The organism is Mycobacterium sp. MOTT36Y, assembly GCF_000262165.1.
GTDB lineage: Bacteria > Actinomycetota > Actinomycetes > Mycobacteriales > Mycobacteriaceae > Mycobacterium > Mycobacterium intracellulare.
Genome location: NC_017904.1, coordinates 2898057 through 2913611 on the forward strand (window position 1 = coordinate 2898057; position 15555 = coordinate 2913611).

Below are 15555 nucleotides of genomic sequence, written 5' to 3' on the forward strand. Positions count from 1 at the left end.
GGTCACACCCTGCTGTGAGTTTTCCACTCGCCGTAGGGAAGGGTGTCGAGCACGGTTTTGACGCCGACCTGCACCAGCTGCGGGGTTGCCGGGCAGATGGCGAGCCACGCCTCCCCCGAACCCGCGGTCCGGGCTTGCTGGTAGAGCGCGATGCGGCCGCCGGAGCCGTCTTTCAGCGACAGCACGGACGCGCTGGGCCCCTTGGCGTCGTCCTGGTACTGGCGGGCGTACACCGCGACCTCGGCGGCGGGGTCCGACAACGCCTGGCCCAGCGCGGCGACGGTGGCGGCGCTGATGCCCATCCGGCGCAAATCTCCGCCGGAGAACACGTTGAAACCCGACTCCTGCCAGGACTTCGTCGCTTCCAGCATCTCCTCCAGCGGCACGTTGACCGCGTTGATCGCGGCGGGCTCGGCGTGGTGGATGGACTCCAGCGCGTCGATCACCAGCGACGCGATCGAGGCGCTGTCCGCGACGGCGACGTCGTCGACGGTGATCTCGCCGCCGACCCGAACCGCCGACACCCAGTGCTGGCCGCGACGCGCCAGGACCACCCGAAACTCGTTGTCGGGGATGTCGCGCGAGCCCGGGGGCTGGTTCTCGTCGTCGAGGACGCCGTAAGCCAGCTTGCCCCGCGACAGCAGCGCGACGACCTCGAGGTCGGGCGCGGCGAGCACCTTCATCCGGGCGGCCACGTGCTCGTTGACCTCGTCGTTCTCGACGATGCCCTGCTCGCGCATCACCGCCATTCCGGGATGCTCGTTGAGCCAGTCGTTCGAGTCGGTGGAAACGTAGGGCCGGCACCGCAACTCCGGGGCGACGTGGCGAATGTCCAGCAGCGCCTGGAGCATCCAGAAGCCGTCGACGTTGACGGTGATGTCGGTGCGGGTGCTCTGTTGGTCCATCAAATCCTCAACTGGTCCCTGGGTAGGTCAAGCTCACACTGCACGGTAACCGCAGGACGCGGCAGCACACCGACGGGTGGTGTGCTGCCGCGCCTGTGGTCGAGGCGTCAGGCCCAGCTGGACCCGACGGCGCTGTCGGTGCTGGCCATGTTGTTGCCCGCGGACTGAACCTTCTGCCCGTGGGAGTTGGCCTGCTCGTAGATCACCTGGAAGTTGCGACCCAACTGGGTGATGAACTCCTGGCACGCGACCGAACCGGCACCGCCCCAAAAGTCGCCGGCAGCAAGCACATCGCGAATGATGGCCTGGTGCTCGGCCTCCAAGGACGCGGCCTGGGCGCGGATCAGGGCGCCGTGGGCGTCTACGTCGCCGAACTGGTAGTTAATGCTCATTACATGGCTCCTTAAAAGTGTTGGGCAGCAGCAGTTCTGGGCTAGCTGCTGAGGATCTGCTGCGAGGCCTGCTCTTGCTGCTCGTAGTTGTTCGCGTCGCGGATCAGCCCGTCGCGCACCCCGTGGAGCATGTTGACGATGTTGCGGAAGGCCTGGTTGACCTGGCCCATGGTGTCATACGACGTCGCCTGCGCCTGGCCGCTCCAGCCCGCGCCCGCGATGTTCATCGACGACGCCCACATCTTGCGAGCCTCGTCCTCGACGGTCTGGGCGTGGACCTCGAAACGGCCCGCCATCGCCCGCATCTCGTGCGGGTCGGTCATAAAACGTGTTGCCATGTCGGCTGTCTCCTTATTTAGGTAATGAATGGGTGATGTGCTTTAAGACGGTGGCCGGATCGTTTACGGATTACGCAACCGCCGTGCCGAACAGATAGAAATAACCCCCCCTTTCCGTCAGCCGGCGGCCACCGGGCGTTGTCACGGTGAGACGGACGTCAGACCCGAACCGCGGCGTTTGAGTTGACGGAGTGCGTGTTGCTGTGGGGGATGCTGCGCGGGACCGTTCCTGCGGCCCCGCGCTCGGCCCCCGATGGGCGGCTACGTTGGAACCCACGTCGGTGACAATCTGCCCCAAGCCCGAACCGCCGATACGAATCAGCCGGCGGCGGCCGCGTTGGCTGCCTCGGTCGCAGCGTACGAACCGGAGCTGGTGGACAGGGTGTTGACGAACGCCTCGTGAATGGCCTGGGCCTGGGCGCTCACCGCCTGGTACATCTGCGCGTGCGCGGCGAACTGAGCCGCGGTCAGGGCCGACACCTCGTCGGCAGCGGCGGGTACCACCCCCGTCGTTGGGGCTGCGGCGGCTGCGTTCTGGGCGCTCAAGGTCGACCCGATAGCCTGCAGATTCCCGGCCGCCGCGGCCAAAGCCTCCGGCTGTGTGGTCACGAACGACATATTTGTTTCCCTCCTAGTTCATTCCCCGACTCTGCGAGAGTAGATGACTGCGACCCCTGAGGCCGGGGTGGACGCAGCGTGTTTGCAATTGTTCACGTGGTGGTACTGCGAATTCACTTTCGTTAACGACACAGTAACAGCGTCTGACCTCGACCGCAGCCCTTCGCTCGACAGCCGGAACAAACGGCATCTGCCCCGGGTCGAAAAAGTTGCTGGTGGCCCCCGACGGCGACGAACTCGTCGCACCGGCGGGCGCGATGGTCTTTGCCGATAGCGCGTCCCTCGAACCTCCTTTCGTCCGTTTCAGCTGGTCGATCACCTACGGCCGCGGCTCAGCCCGCGAAGGGTGGTCGGGCCATGACGGTGGGTCGGAAGCCGTATTTGGGGCCGGCCACGCCGTGTCCGCCGGCGCCGGCACCGGCCAGGGGCATCCCCCCGAGCAGGTTTCCGGGCCCGCCGGCGGCCTCGGGAGCCGCGCTGATGGTGCTGACCGGGATCGCATGCCCGAGCGCGGGAGCGGCCGCCGGTGCCCCCGACCAGGCCACCGGCACCGACAACTTGCCCCCGATCGAGGCCGCACTGCCCAACGCCGCCACCGGATGCGCCGCGGCCGCACCACCACCGAGCATCCCGCCCAAACCCCCCAACGCGGGCAAGGCCTTGGCCGCCGCCGGGGCCGCACTACCGATCAACCCCAGCGACTTGGAGATCTGCACAAAGTTGTTCCCCATACCAATGCTGAAGTACGGCAAACCCTCAGTGCTATAGAAAATGCTGGCCCAAGGGCTATAGCCACTGGCAAACGAGGACAACGACGAAGACGCCGACGACCCCGACGACCCCGAGGAGGATCCCGAGGAGGAACCCGAGGAGCCCGAGGAGGATGTGGCGGGCTGCGCCAGCGACTGCAACACCTTGGAGGTATTGGTCGCCGTGGAATTCGTGGTCGCATTGGCAGTCGCCGCTTGCTGGTTGGCCTGCCCCGACGGATTGGTGATCTCAGGCGCCTTCTGAAACGCCCGCTGCTTGGTCGCCGAAGACGACTGACCCGCATAGCTATACATCGCGCCCGCATCCTGGGCCCAATACTCGCCGTACTGGGCCTCCAACTGCGCAATCAACGGCGTGTTCTGCCCCAACACATTGCTGGCCTGCAACTGCGTGACCTGCACACGATTCGACGCCACCAACGGCGGCGGCACCGACGCCGACAACGCCGCCTCATAAGCCGCCGCCGCCGCCCTCGCCTGAGTCGCGGCCTCCTCAGCCTGGGTAGCCGCCGACGTCATCCACGCGATATAAGGAGCCACCGCCTGAGCCATCGTCGCCGAGGCCGCCCCCAACCACTCCTCACTACTAAGCGCGCTCACCACCTTCTCATAACCCAACGCCGCCGAATTCAACTCCGCCGCCAACGCACTCCACGCCGACGCCGCACCCACCAACGAACCCGACCCCGGACCCGAATAAATCCGCGCCGAATTGAACTCCGGCGGAAAAGCCCCGTAATCCAACATCATTGACTCCTTAACCCGTTGCGGCCGGGTTGGCCGCCTCAGTCACCGCATCGCACCCGGAGCTCGTGCTCAAGGTGTTGGCGAACGTTTCGTGGATCACGCGGGCATCGCCTCCGTGGTGTCGACTGGTCGTGGTTGGCACAAGTTCATCTCGGCTCTCTGTCATCCGGCGGAGAGGGGACGGGACAGCACGCTGTAGCGGAATCCGTATTTGTTGACATAGCCGGCGGTGGCGCCCCGACGACCCAGAGCCCCGACGGGCATGCCACGCAGCAACCCGTTGGGCGATCCACCGGTCGTCCCCGTCGCCGCGGCGGCCTGCGCGGGCGTGGCCTCCACCTCCGACACCGCCGGGCTGACCGCCGAGGTCAGCGTCGCCCAATGCTGGGGCACCGACAACGCCCCCACCCGGGCCGCCTGCCCGGCACCCGCGGTCACCCCACTGAGGTGGCTCAGCCCGCCACCGAGGTTGCCCAGACCCAAATTCGCGAACTGCGGAGTGGGGAACCACGCACCACCCGCACCCGCCGTGCTACCACCGGGACCAAAGGTCAGCTGCTGGGCGATCGACGACGCGAACTGCCCCATACCGTTCGAGAAATACGCCAGACCCCAGGTGTTTTTCATAATCGTGGTGTAGGTGGTCGAGGAGACCGAACTCGACGTCGAAGTCGAGGTCGAGGTCGCCGCCTGTGACGTCATGTTCGCCGCCCCAGCCGTCGACGCGTGCTGCACCGCCTGAGATGCATTCAGCGACAACGCTTGTGGCGAGGCCAGCTGTGACGTGCTTTGTGCCGTGTTGCCCGCGGGCTCGGCGACGGCCTTGGCCACCGCGGCGCCCTGCTTGCTTGCCGCGTCCGGAGTCGAGGTCTTCGGCGGCGCCGTGAACGGGGCCAATACCGAGGCGCTCGCCGACGATGCGGCATACCCGTACATCGCGCCGGCATCTTGGGCCCACATCTCCATGTACTGCGCCTCGGTGGCCGCGATCGCGGGCGTGTTCTGCCCGAGGAAGTTGGTCGCAACCAGATTCGCCAACAACACCCGATTGGCCGCGATCACCGGCGGCGGCACCGTCATCGCAAACGCCGCCTCGAACGCCGCCGCGGCCACCCGTCCCTGGCTGGCGGCGTCTTCGGCCTGCGCGGCCACGGCACTCAGCCAGCTGACGAACGGGGTGATCGCGGAGAGCATCGAGATCGATGCGGGCCCCACCCAGGGCCCACTGATGAGCTCCGTGACCACCGAGTTGTAGCCGCTGGCCGCCACGCCCACCTCAGCCGCGATCTCGTCCCAGGCCGCGGCCGCGGCCATCATCGGCCCCGAGCCCGGCCCGGCATACATGCGACCGGAATTGATTTCGGGCGGTAACGCACCGAAGTCAAGCACCTATCCTCCTCAGTCGGCCGAGCCCGCAGGCGATTTCGGCTGGCACATGGGAATCAGTGGTGGCGGTAATCACGGCTCTGTAAACGACCCCACCGGTCGATCGCTGCGTCCGCGGGAGGCCGTCTGCGGCCCTTCGGCCGGCCGGGCGGGCCGGCGCATACTGACCAAGGGGCTGCGCCCGGAAAGGTGGTCTGCCACCACGCTTCTCGGACGTCTGGTCAGGAACGACATGCACCTTCTGCCTCGGCCAATCCCGTTTTCAGCAACCGAGCGACAGCTCCATGTCTCCGAACTGCCGCCCGGCACTGAGATTAGTTCGTTACGGGGCAAACGCCGACACGCAAAGGGCGCTGTTTATTAATGGCCAACCACTGTTCATTCCCGGTCGGCGGCAGTTCATATAGGGCAACGGTTTGTTCATTCACCGTTTGCTTGCCACCGCGCCGGACCGCCTCAGCGCAGCCTCGGTGCGGGCTCAGTCCTCGTCGAGAATCAGCGCCATCTCGGGGCAGGAAGCGACGCCATCGCGAGTCACTTGCTCGTCTTCGGGCCGGACATCGTGCTCCTGAAGAATCGAATAGCCGGACTCGTCGATGGGAAAAAGGTCAGGGTCGACGGCGTAACACTGAGCGTGGCCCACGCATTTCGACTGATCCAGACGGACCCTCACGAAGTTCCTCCCTAGGCGGCCCGATACGGCACTTACGGTCCGATACCCAGGTTAGTCGGTCGGTAAAGTATCGGAGATGTTCGCTATCGAGGCCGAGTGCCGGATTACTCGGGTGGGGTCAGGTCTGCGGATCCGTGTTCCTTTGCCGCCCATGCAATATCGATGCGCCCGCAGACGTTGACGCCGGCAATGATTAACGTGCGAGACCGAAGCGCATGAGCGACGCTCAATACGGCGCGTTCCATTTACCCCGGCTGGAATTCGCCAAACTGCCGATGAGCGTTGATCGCGGGCTGGGGTGGAAGACACTGCGCGACGCGGGGCCGGTGGTCTTCATGAACGGCCACTACTACCTCACCCGCCGCGACGACGTGCTGGCCGCGCTGCGCAACACCAAAGTCTTCTCCTCGACGGTGCTGCAGCCGCCCGGCAACCCGCTGCCGGTGCTGCCGCTGGCTTTTGACCCGCCGCAGCACACCCGCTACCGCAAGATTCTCCAGCCGTATTTCAGCCCGCACGCGCTGAGCAAATCCCGTCCCGCCCTACAGCGCCACGCCCGCGACATGATTGCGGCGCTGGCCGGCCGGGGCGAGTGCGAGGTGATGGCGGATCTCGCGAGGCTGTACCCGTTTCAGGTGTTCCTGGACCTCTACGGTCTGCCCCTCGAGGATCGCGATCGCCTGATCGAGTGGAAAGATTCCGTCATCTCCGACAAGCCTTTTCTCACCCAGGCCGATATGGCGAAGGGCCAGCAGCTGCTGCAATACCTGGTCGACGCCATCGCCCAGCGCCGGCAAAACCCGGGTTCGGACATGTTGTCGCAGGTGATGACCGGTGACGGTGATTTCAGTGACATCGAGCTGCTCGGCATGAGTCACCTGCTGATCCTCGCAGGCCTGGACACGGTGACCGCGGCGATCGGATTTTCGCTCTTCGAGCTGGCGCGCCGGCCGCAGCTGCGCGCGCAGCTTCGCGACAACCCCAAGCAGATCAGGGTTTTCATCGAAGAGATCGTCCGGCTGGAACCGTCGGCGCCGGTGGCGCCGCGGATCACCACCGAGTTCGTCGAAGTCGGCGGCATGACGTTGCCACCGGGCACCTCGGTTCGGCTCTGCATGGCGGCCGTCAACCGTGATGACAGCGACTCGATGTCCACCAACGAGCTCAACATGGACGGAAAGGTGCACCGGCACTGGGGGTTTGGCGGCGGTCCGCACCGCTGCCTGGGCTCGCACCTGGCGCGCATCGAGCTGACGGTGATCGTGGCGGAGTGGCTCACCCAGATTCCGGATTTCGAGCTGCCCGCGGACTACTCCCCCGTAATCAACTACCCCTCACACAGTTTCGCGCTCAAGGAGCTGCCGCTGCGCTGGGGCTGAATCCCGGGTGCATCCGGGTACGGGCCCCGGCGCAGCGGCCATCGGTCCCTGCGACCGTATTACTTGCGTATCTCCGTCGCCGCGACCTGAACGAACACGCCCGTGTCCTCGGCCATCAGCAGGCCACGACCGCGGGGCAGCGGACCGCCCTTCATCTTGCCGCGGATGAATCCCTCGTCGGGGTCAGCGTCCATCACCAGCAGGGGCGCGTTCGCCTGGGCCAGCGCCCGCAACATCGGGTCGCTGCCCGCCGACGACCAACCACCGAACGTCCGGGTGACGATCACGTGCAGGCCGACGTCGGCGGCCCGGGTCACCCACGGTGCGGCCTTGTGCAGCGGCGAATCGAAACCGGCTGGCAGCTGCTGGATGTCGTCGACGATCAAGAAGATCTCCGGTCCGCTCCACCACGACCGCGACAGCAACTCTTCGGCGGACAGACCCGGCGGTGGCTCGCGGCCGGCCAGGACCGCGGCCAGTTCGCCCATCATCGCCTGCACGCCGTCGAGGTTGTAGGCGAACTTCTCCACGTAGTCCGAACCCAGCGTCGTCAGCAGCTGACGCCGCGGGTCCACCAGCCACACCTGCGCCGAGGGTTGCCCCGCCGGCGGCTGCGGGGCGCTGGTGGCTCCCGGCGCGTACAGCCGCCCGATCTCGGACATGATGGTGGCCAGCGTCGTGGTACGCCCACATTCGCGGCGGCCGGTGACCATCAGGTGCGCGTTCTCGGCGAAGTTGAGGTAGACCGGCGACAGGTCCAATTCCGAGATGGCCCAAGCGATTCCGCCCGCACCGACGCCCTGGCGGGTGTCCTGGGCGGCAATCTCGCGAAGCTGATCGATGCCGAACGTCGCCGGCAACCGGCGCACCGGCGGGGCCTGGCCGCTCGCGACGCGGCTGACGGCTTCGACGATGCTGTCGGACTCGAACCGGTTGTCCGGCGTGCTCGCCAACGCGGGCCGGGCCACGAGCGTGTGCAGACCGGACTGCGGGTCGGCGTCGAGGCGGACGTAGTTGACCGCGACCATGCCGCGACCCGGCTTGACCGGAACATCCTTGGCGAACCGGGACCGCACCAGCTTGGCGTCTTCGACGGCGGCCAGCCGCAACTCGACCCGGGAGCCGAAGCCGCTGCGCACCGGCGGCCGCAGCTCGGATTCGCGATCGGCGGTGACCACCACGTGCACCCCGAACGAGGGGCCCTGGTTGATGATCACGTTCACCTGCTCGATCAGCACCTCGTTCTCTTCGGCCAGCGCCCGGTAGTTGTCCACCACCAGGTAGACGTCACCGAACCCGTCATTGGGGACCGGCCCGGGCTCGCCGCCGAACCTCCGCCGCCGGAACACCTCCATCGAGGCGATCCCGTACTCGAGGAAGGTGCGCTTGCGCTCCCGCACCAGGGCCAGCAGCTCGGCCACCGTGCGGCGCACGCCGTACGGGTCGGTCGGACCGGCCACCTCGCCGACGTGGGGCAGCCCGGCGACCGTGGTCAGGGCGGTGCTGCTGTAGGCCAAGCAGTAGAACTGGATCTGCTCGGGTGTGTGGGTCAGCGCCGCCGCGCAGATCAGGGTCTGCAGCGCGGTCGTTTTGCCCGAGCCACCGGCCCCCAGGATCAGGACGTTGGCACCGGGACCGGACGTGTCGACGGTCCACGGCGGCTGGTCGTGCTTGAACGGGCGGTCGATGATCCCGATCGGGAAGACCAGATCCCGCGCGGTGCCGTAATCCTGCTGCCACGGGCGGCCGAGGAACCGGTTCACCAACTCGTCGATCGCGACGGGCTGGTTCAGCGGCGGCTGCCACAGCCGGTAGGGCTGGAAGTCGATCTTGCGCAGCTGATCGATGATGACCGTGCCGACCTTCGGCGTCCGGATCCCTTCGACGTCGTCGTCCGGTCCCTCCACCTCCGGCAGGTCGCCGTCGGTGGGGATCGCCGGGGTGTTGACCTCGGGCCCCCCGACGCTGACCTCCAGCGGGGTGAACGAGTTCGTGAACAGCTGCGGGCGCACGTAGTCGATGCTGTGCACCAACGCCGGCGCCTCGTCCCCGTCGTCGGTGAGGCCGCGCGGAAAGTAGTCCCGCCAAAGGAATTCGGCCTGGAACCGGACGATGTCCTCCAAGCTGCGGCGGAAGTACCCCAGGCCCGCCTGGGCAGGCAGGTTGACCGCGTTCGGCACGCCGGCCGCCTGCGCCGCACCGGCGGTACGCGCCTTGAGCACCAGCCGGTAACCCATGTTCTCCATGAGCTTTTCGGCGCGGCTCTCGATGGTCTGCGACGCCATCATCAGGTGGATCCAGTAGGCGCGGCCCTGACGGCCGATCGAGTCGAGGACGTCGACCGCCGTCGGCATGATGCGGAACCATTCGTAGAACTCGTCGATGACGACCACGAGCATCGGCAGCGGCGCCATGTCCTGGCCGCGCGCCCGCATCCGGCTGCGCACCGAGTTGTATTCCTTGGCGTCGTCGACACCCGCGCTGTCGCAGATCGCCTTACGACGCGCTATCTCGCCCCACAGCGCGTCGAGGAAGCGCTCCATCAACGCCTGGTCCTCTTCCAGGTCGGTGATGATCCGGGACACGTGCGGCACCCCGGCGAACGGCTTGACCGCCGACCCACCCTTGAGGTCGGCCAGCACGAACTGCAGCTCCTCCGGCGGGTGGCTGAGCATCAGCGATTCGATCACCGTCCGCACCAGGGTCGACTTCCCCGAACCCGTCGTCCCGGACATGACGCCGTGGGGGCCGTCGCCGCCTTCGTCCAGCGACTTCATGTCCAGGAACAACAGCTCGCCGTTGTCGGAACGCACACCGAACGGGGCCCGCAACCGCGACCGGCCCATCGAGTCGTTGCGGCTGCCCCACAACGCCTCGAAATCGATGTGGCCGGGATCGTCAATTCCGTAGTAGGACATGATGTCTCGGGCGCCGATGTGCGCCACCCGCTGGCCGATCTCCTCGTACGCCTCGGCGAGCCGCCAGCGCGCCAGCTTCTGCGCGAACTCCTCCGCCTCGGCGACGCTGATGTGGTCGGTGAGGGCGAAGAACCACGGCTTCTCGTCGATCACCATCCAGGTGTCGCGGTCGCGGGGCAGCGCCTCGATCACACCCATCTTGTCGAACCGCAGGGTCCGCTCCGGCACCGCGCTCCACATCGGCGAGCCGGTGAGATCGAAGAACGTCACCCCGTCGACGCCCTCGCCGCTGATCACGTACTCCCATTGGGGGTCAACGGCATCGGCGATGATCACCGTGTGCGGCGTCGGGGTCTGGGCGGCCGAGCTGGCGTGGCGGGGGGTGAAAGACCCACGGCCGGCGAACAATTCGGCCTGCTCGGCGGCGAACTCGCGCACCGAGCTGTACACCATGCGCGCGTTGCCCGCCGCGTCCTGGCGGCGCGGATCACCGAAGTGGGGCAGCCATTTCACCCAGTCCCATTCGTCCACATCCGAACTGACCACGATCATCCGAACATGGTCGGGGCCGTGGGAGAACGCCAGCTGGCAGACGATCGCCCGCATCAAACCCAGGACCTGCTCGCGGTCCCCGGCCAGCGAGTACCAGGGTTCGACCAGCACCGAGATCATCTTGGGCAGGTTGTAAACGACGCTCTGATAGCGCCCGAACTCCTGAAGCGCCTTACCGGTCACCGGCTCGAGCTCGATGTCGGTCGGCATGTTCTGGGGCTCGCCCCAGGTCACCTCGGGACGTGTCATGCCGACGCCGACACGGACCACGCCGAAGTTCAGGTCCTTGCCGTCGGGCTTGCGTTCCCACATGCGCGAGGATCCGACCGCGGCGGCCAGCGTGGTGGGCGCGGGGTGGAACCACCGGTAGTTGGCGTCCATGCTGTCGGCCGACTCGTGGGCGGTCTCGCGCAGCATGTCGAGCATCAACATGAACTGGGCGCGCATCGAGTCCAGCTTCGGCCGGCTCATCTGCTGCTGGCCGCCGAACCGGCCGCCGAACATCATCATCGCGACGCCGCCGATCATGAAGATCGGGAAGATGGCGCCCGCGCCACCGAACACGTGCGAGCCGCTGGCGAACGTCATGCCGACCATGCCGATCAGCAGGCCGACCACCAGCACACCGACCACCACCAGCCACCAGGGCTTGCCCTCCGGCGGCGGAATGCTCAGCGGGGTCGGAAGGACGATGTTCTCCGGCTTGATGACCGGGGGCTTCTCCGGTGTCGGCCGGGCAAATCCACGTTTCACTTCGGTACCGTCAACTCTCCTGGGGACATATCCATCGGCAGCGTGTCGTGCTGCACCAGCGCATCCGAGCGCGACAACGTCGGCCCCTGCGGCAGCAGCCGCAGCGCCACCCACGGCGCCAGGGCCGGTTTCGTCTTCAGGCCCAACGCTTCTCGGACTTCACGGGTGTCGTCGACCCCGAACCGGGCGCCCGCGTCCGTGAGCCACCACAGCGATTCGGTGGTCTTGGCACCGGGATCGTTTCCGGTGACGGCGACGAAGTTCGCGTAGTCGGGCCCGAAGAACACCTGGTCGGCTTCGCGGCCGGTGGTGTCCGCCTTGACCAGCGACACCACCCGGTTGACGTCCTTCGTCTCGACCGGGATGGTCGCGCCGGAGATGACCTGCACGCGGGCCCGGTTTTCACCGGAGGTCTTCTGCCACCACCAGCAGGTCGCCGGGTTCTCGCGGATGTCCATCACGTTCAGGGGCGCATCCGGGTAGGACGACAGGTCCAGCTTGTTGACCACCGGCATCTTCGCCAACGCGGACGGTTCCACCGTCACGGGTTTGGTGTTGCCCGGTCCGGCGTTCTGCAGGATCTGGGCCACCAACGGCGGCAGCGTCTGCACACCGTCGGCCAACACCAGCGAATACTGTTGCGGCCCACTGATTTGCGGGGTGACGATCACCGTGCCGATCGGTCCGGGCGCCCCCGGGAAGGACGCGCCGGCGCCCGCGTTCTGAATCTGGGGCACCGTCAGTTCCGGACCCACCGGCAACGCGTCGTAGAGGGCGCGGCTCATTGGCTTGGCCATGCTGACCTGCTCGGGGGTCAGGCCCAGCGGCAGCAGCACCGACCGGTTCGCGGCGTCGATGCGCGAGCGGCGTCCGTCGCGGATCACCCAGGCGTCGCCGCCGTAGTTCAGCACCACCGCGTCCGTCCCGGTCAGCACCCGCCGGTGGTGGCTCAGATCGGGATTGCCGTCGATGACCGTGACCGTCACGCCGGACGGGGCGCCCGCGCCGGTCGAGTTCGCCACGGTGTCGCAGACCAACCATGACGAGGCGCCCGGGCTGGTGGGGTGGAAGCTCGACGGCGCACCCGGGATGCCCACCATCGGGCCGCGCGGCAGGCTGGCGATCTGGCTCGACCGAACCAGGTGCGGATTGTCCGGGCGGCCGGTGATCAGCCGCGCCGACGCCAGGTTCAGCGCGGGATACAGCCGGTCCCCCACCCGGACGTACAGGGCGCCCGAGTCGCGGTCGGCGATGATCGGCGACTCGTTGATCTGGCCGGCCGGGCTGATGAACGAATAGAGCAGCGCGCCCAGGCAGATCACCAGGGCGGCCGAAATCGATGCCACCACGGCGAGGTTCTGCCGTCGGCCGGGCTCGACCTCCATGCGCACGCGCCACCGGGTCAGCGCTATCGCGGTCCGGCGGGCAAGGAACTGATAGCCGGTGACCTGGGTCCGCGTCGACAGCCCAAGGCCGTACCCCGACCCGCGCTGCCCGCGACTCTCTTCCGCCACTAATTCACCATCCGGGTTGCTCGAACGCCTGGATTCGGCCCCTGTGAACCGATCCAGCGCGAATTACATGACAACGGTAAGGCACCTGCACGGACCTCGCCATGCGGCGCCGAAGCGCATTCACTTCTGCCTCTGCTCATCGCGCCCGGATCCGGCCCGTTCACCGCGCCGGCGCCCCCGCGCGGACGGCCCCGACCGGCGCCGTTGAGCTGGCAGTTTCTGTTCCCCCAAGACCAGCCACCGAATCCCCTCACGGCATCGTAGTGGCCCATCGCGCCGGCGTCCTGTCGAGCGCGCGGGGCGGGTCACCGACGGGCGGGGCAGATGAACGGAAGGCGGCCGTCCAGCAAAGAAAACGCCAACTGCGTCGGGTCCGGGTCGCCGGTCGGCGAATCCTGGCAGCAAGATGGCCCTATGACCGAACTCGCACCGTCGCTGATCGAACTCGCCCGGAGGTACGGCATCGCGACGGAGTACGAGGACTGGAGCGGCAGGCGGGTGCGGGTGTCGGAGGCGACGCTCAAGGCCGTGCTGGCCGCGCTCGGCGTCGCGGCCGACGACGAACAGGAACGCAACCTCGCGCTCACCGCCAAGCTGCGGTCGCACTGGGCGCGGCGGCTGCCGGCGACCATCGTCGGCCGCACCGGTGAGCAGATCCGGTTTTGGGCCCACGTCACCCATGGTGCTCCCGCCGAGGTGTGGTTGACGCTCGAGGACGGCACGGTGCGCGGCGACGTCGCGCAGGTCGACAACTTCACCCCGCCGTTCGACCTGGACGGACGCTGGGTCGGCGAGGCCAGCTTCCTGCTGCCCACCGACCTGCCGCTGGGGTATCACCGGGTGCACCTGCGGTCCGGGGACTCCGAGACCAGCACCGCGCTGATCGTGACGCCGGATTGGCTCGGGCTGCCGGAGCGGCTCGGCAACCGTCGCGCCTGGGGCCTGGCCGTTCAGCTCTACAGCGTGCGGTCCCGGCGGTCCTGGGGCGTCGGCGATCTCACCGATCTGACCGACCTCGCGGTGTGGTCGGCGTCGCGCCACGGCGCCGATTACCTTCTGGTCAATCCGCTGCATGCGGCGGCGCCTGCGGGTCCGAAGGGCCGGATGGAGCCATCGCCGTACCTGCCGACGTCGCGGCGCTTCGTCAATCCGATTTATCTTCGCGTCGAGGCGATCCCCGAATTCGCCGACCTGGGCAAGCGCAGCCGGGTCCGCCGGCTGCGCGCGGACGTCCAGGAGCGCGCCGGCCGCGTCGACACCATCGACCGCGACAGCTCGTGGGCGGCCAAACGGGCCGCCCTCAAGCTGCTGCACGAGGAACCGCGGTCGGCGGGCCGGGAGCTGTCGTACGCGGCGTTCCGCGACCGGGAGGGCCGCGCGCTCGACGACTTCGCGACCTGGTGCGCGCTGGCCGAAAAATACGGCGATGACTGGCATTGTTGGCCCGAATCGCTGCAACATCCCGACGCGTCCGGGGTCGCAGACTTTGTCGAAAAACATTCCGACACAGTCGATTTCCACCGCTGGTTGCAATGGCAAATCGACGAGCAGCTCGCCGCGGCCCAGTCCCAGGCGATCCGGGCCGGAATGTCGTTGGGCATCATGGGCGACCTGGCCGTCGGCGTGCACCCCAACGGCGCCGACACCTGGGCGCTGCAGGATGTGATGGCGCTGGGCGTGACCGCCGGGGCGCCACCGGACGAGTTCAATCAGCTCGGCCAGGACTGGTCGCAGCCGCCGTGGCGGCCGGACCGACTGGACGAGCACGAGTACCGGCCGTTTCGCGCGTTGATCCGCGCGGTGCTGCGGCACGCCGGCGGGGTGCGCATCGACCACATCATCGGGTTGTTCCGGCTCTGGTGGATCCCGCGGGGTGCATCACCCACCGAGGGCACCTACGTCCGCTACGACCACGAAGCCATGATCGGCATCGTCGCCCTGGAGGCACACCGGGCCGGCGCGGTGGTGGTGGGCGAGGACCTCGGCACGGTCGAGCCGTGGGTGCGTGACTACCTGTTGTTGCGGGGGCTGCTGGGCACGTCGATCCTCTGGTTCGAGCTGGACCGCGACGGGAACGGCGGACCACTGCCGGCGGAGCGCTGGCGGGAGTACTGCCTGTCCTCGGTCACCACCCACGACCTGCCGCCGACGGCCGGCTACCTGGCGGGCGACCATGTGCGGCTGCGTGACTCGCTGGGATTGCTGACCCGGCCCGTCGCCGAGGAGCTCGAGTCCGACCGTGCCGAGTTGGCGGCGTGGCTGGCCGAGTTGCGCCGGGTGGGGCTGCTCGATGAAGGCGAAGACGACCCGCAGCAGGTCGTCCTGGCGCTGTACAAGTACCTGGGCCGGACGCCGTCGCGGCTGCTGGGGCTGGCGCTCACCGACGCCGTCGGTGACCGTCGCACCCAGAACCAGCCCGGCACCACGGACGAATACCCCAACTGGCGGGTCCCGCTGACCGGTCCGGACGGGCGCGACGTGCTGCTCGAAGACGTGTTCACCGACCCCCGGGCCGCCACGCTGGCCGAGGCCGTGCGCGCCGCGATCGCCCCGGCCGCCTCGGAAAGCTCGGAGAGCGTTCAAAGCGCGGCCCGCTGACCGCGCGACCGG

General features: G+C 67.7%; 11 protein-coding genes. 2 read left to right on the forward strand and 9 right to left on the reverse strand.

Annotated features, from left to right (window positions below):
* Positions 1-2 precede the first annotated feature (2 nt).
* The 7 genes from W7S_RS13330 to W7S_RS13360 form a co-directional block, all read right to left on the reverse strand.
* A complete protein-coding gene (locus tag W7S_RS13330; protein ID WP_008257042.1) occupies positions 3-905 on the reverse strand; it encodes an ESX secretion-associated protein EspG in 903 nt (300 codons plus the stop codon).
* Between the two features lie 107 nt (positions 906-1012).
* Positions 1013-1297: a WXG100 family type VII secretion target gene (locus W7S_RS13335; protein WP_008254256.1), complete on the reverse strand. Its 285-nt coding sequence runs from the start codon at positions 1295-1297 to the stop codon at positions 1013-1015.
* A 41-nt stretch (positions 1298-1338) separates the two neighbouring features.
* Complete coding sequence (locus W7S_RS13340) at positions 1339-1635, reverse strand: WXG100 family type VII secretion target (RefSeq protein ID WP_003874404.1); 297 nt, start codon at positions 1633-1635, stop codon at positions 1339-1341.
* A 318-nt stretch (positions 1636-1953) separates the two neighbouring features.
* Complete coding sequence (locus W7S_RS13345) at positions 1954-2253, reverse strand: PE family protein (protein WP_008257045.1); 300 nt, start codon at positions 2251-2253, stop codon at positions 1954-1956.
* A 332-nt stretch (positions 2254-2585) separates the two neighbouring features.
* Positions 2586-3773 carry a PPE family protein gene (locus W7S_RS13350; RefSeq protein ID WP_008257048.1) on the reverse strand — a complete coding sequence of 396 codons (1188 nt, stop codon included), beginning with the start codon at positions 3771-3773 and terminating at the stop codon, positions 2586-2588.
* Between the two features lie 159 nt (positions 3774-3932).
* Entirely contained in the window at positions 3933-5159 is a 1227-nt protein-coding gene (locus W7S_RS13355; RefSeq protein ID WP_008257050.1) for a PPE family protein, read from the reverse strand.
* A gap of 475 nt (positions 5160-5634) precedes the next feature.
* Positions 5635-5829 (reverse strand): ferredoxin, encoded by a 195-nt coding sequence (locus W7S_RS13360; protein WP_008257052.1) that lies wholly within the window; start codon positions 5827-5829, stop codon positions 5635-5637.
* A 215-nt stretch (positions 5830-6044) separates the two neighbouring features.
* On the opposite strand from W7S_RS13360, the gene W7S_RS13365 reads away from it, so the two are divergent.
* Entirely contained in the window at positions 6045-7208 is a 1164-nt protein-coding gene (locus W7S_RS13365) for a cytochrome P450 (RefSeq protein ID WP_008257053.1), read from the forward strand.
* A gap of 59 nt (positions 7209-7267) precedes the next feature.
* Here W7S_RS13365 and W7S_RS13370 read toward each other — a convergent pair whose 3' ends face one another.
* Together W7S_RS13370 and eccB are read right to left on the reverse strand one after the other, a co-directional pair.
* Entirely contained in the window at positions 7268-11431 is a 4164-nt protein-coding gene (locus W7S_RS13370; RefSeq protein ID WP_009954152.1) for a type VII secretion protein EccC, read from the reverse strand.
* Positions 11428-12945, reverse strand: coding sequence for a type VII secretion protein EccB (eccB, locus tag W7S_RS13375; protein ID WP_009954151.1), 1518 nt, complete (start codon positions 12943-12945; stop codon positions 11428-11430). Before eccB ends, W7S_RS13370 begins: the two co-directional genes overlap by 4 nt.
* A 414-nt stretch (positions 12946-13359) precedes the next feature.
* Between eccB and malQ the strand changes: the two genes are divergently transcribed.
* Positions 13360-15543, forward strand: a complete 2184-nt coding sequence (malQ, locus tag W7S_RS13380; protein ID WP_014711708.1) for a 4-alpha-glucanotransferase — start codon at positions 13360-13362, stop codon at positions 15541-15543.
* The last annotated feature ends 12 nt before the right edge of the window (positions 15544-15555 follow it).

Bases quoted from the DNA above. Each gene is read 5' to 3' on its own strand.
- W7S_RS13350 (WP_008257048.1), bottom strand. From the start codon at position 3,773: ATGATGTTGGATTACGGGGCTTTTCCGCCGGAGTTCAATTCGGCGCGG.
- W7S_RS13365 (WP_008257053.1), top strand. From the start codon at position 6,045: ATGAGCGACGCTCAATACGGCGCGTTCCATTTACCCCGGCTGGAATTC.
- malQ (WP_014711708.1), top strand. From the start codon at position 13,360: ATGACCGAACTCGCACCGTCGCTGATCGAACTCGCCCGGAGGTACGGC.
- W7S_RS13345 (WP_008257045.1), bottom strand. From the start codon at position 2,253: ATGTCGTTCGTGACCACACAGCCGGAGGCTTTGGCCGCGGCGGCCGGG.
- W7S_RS13340 (WP_003874404.1), bottom strand. From the start codon at position 1,635: ATGGCAACACGTTTTATGACCGACCCGCACGAGATGCGGGCGATGGCG.
- W7S_RS13335 (WP_008254256.1), bottom strand. From the start codon at position 1,297: ATGAGCATTAACTACCAGTTCGGCGACGTAGACGCCCACGGCGCCCTG.
- W7S_RS13330 (WP_008257042.1), bottom strand. From the start codon at position 905: ATGGACCAACAGAGCACCCGCACCGACATCACCGTCAACGTCGACGGC.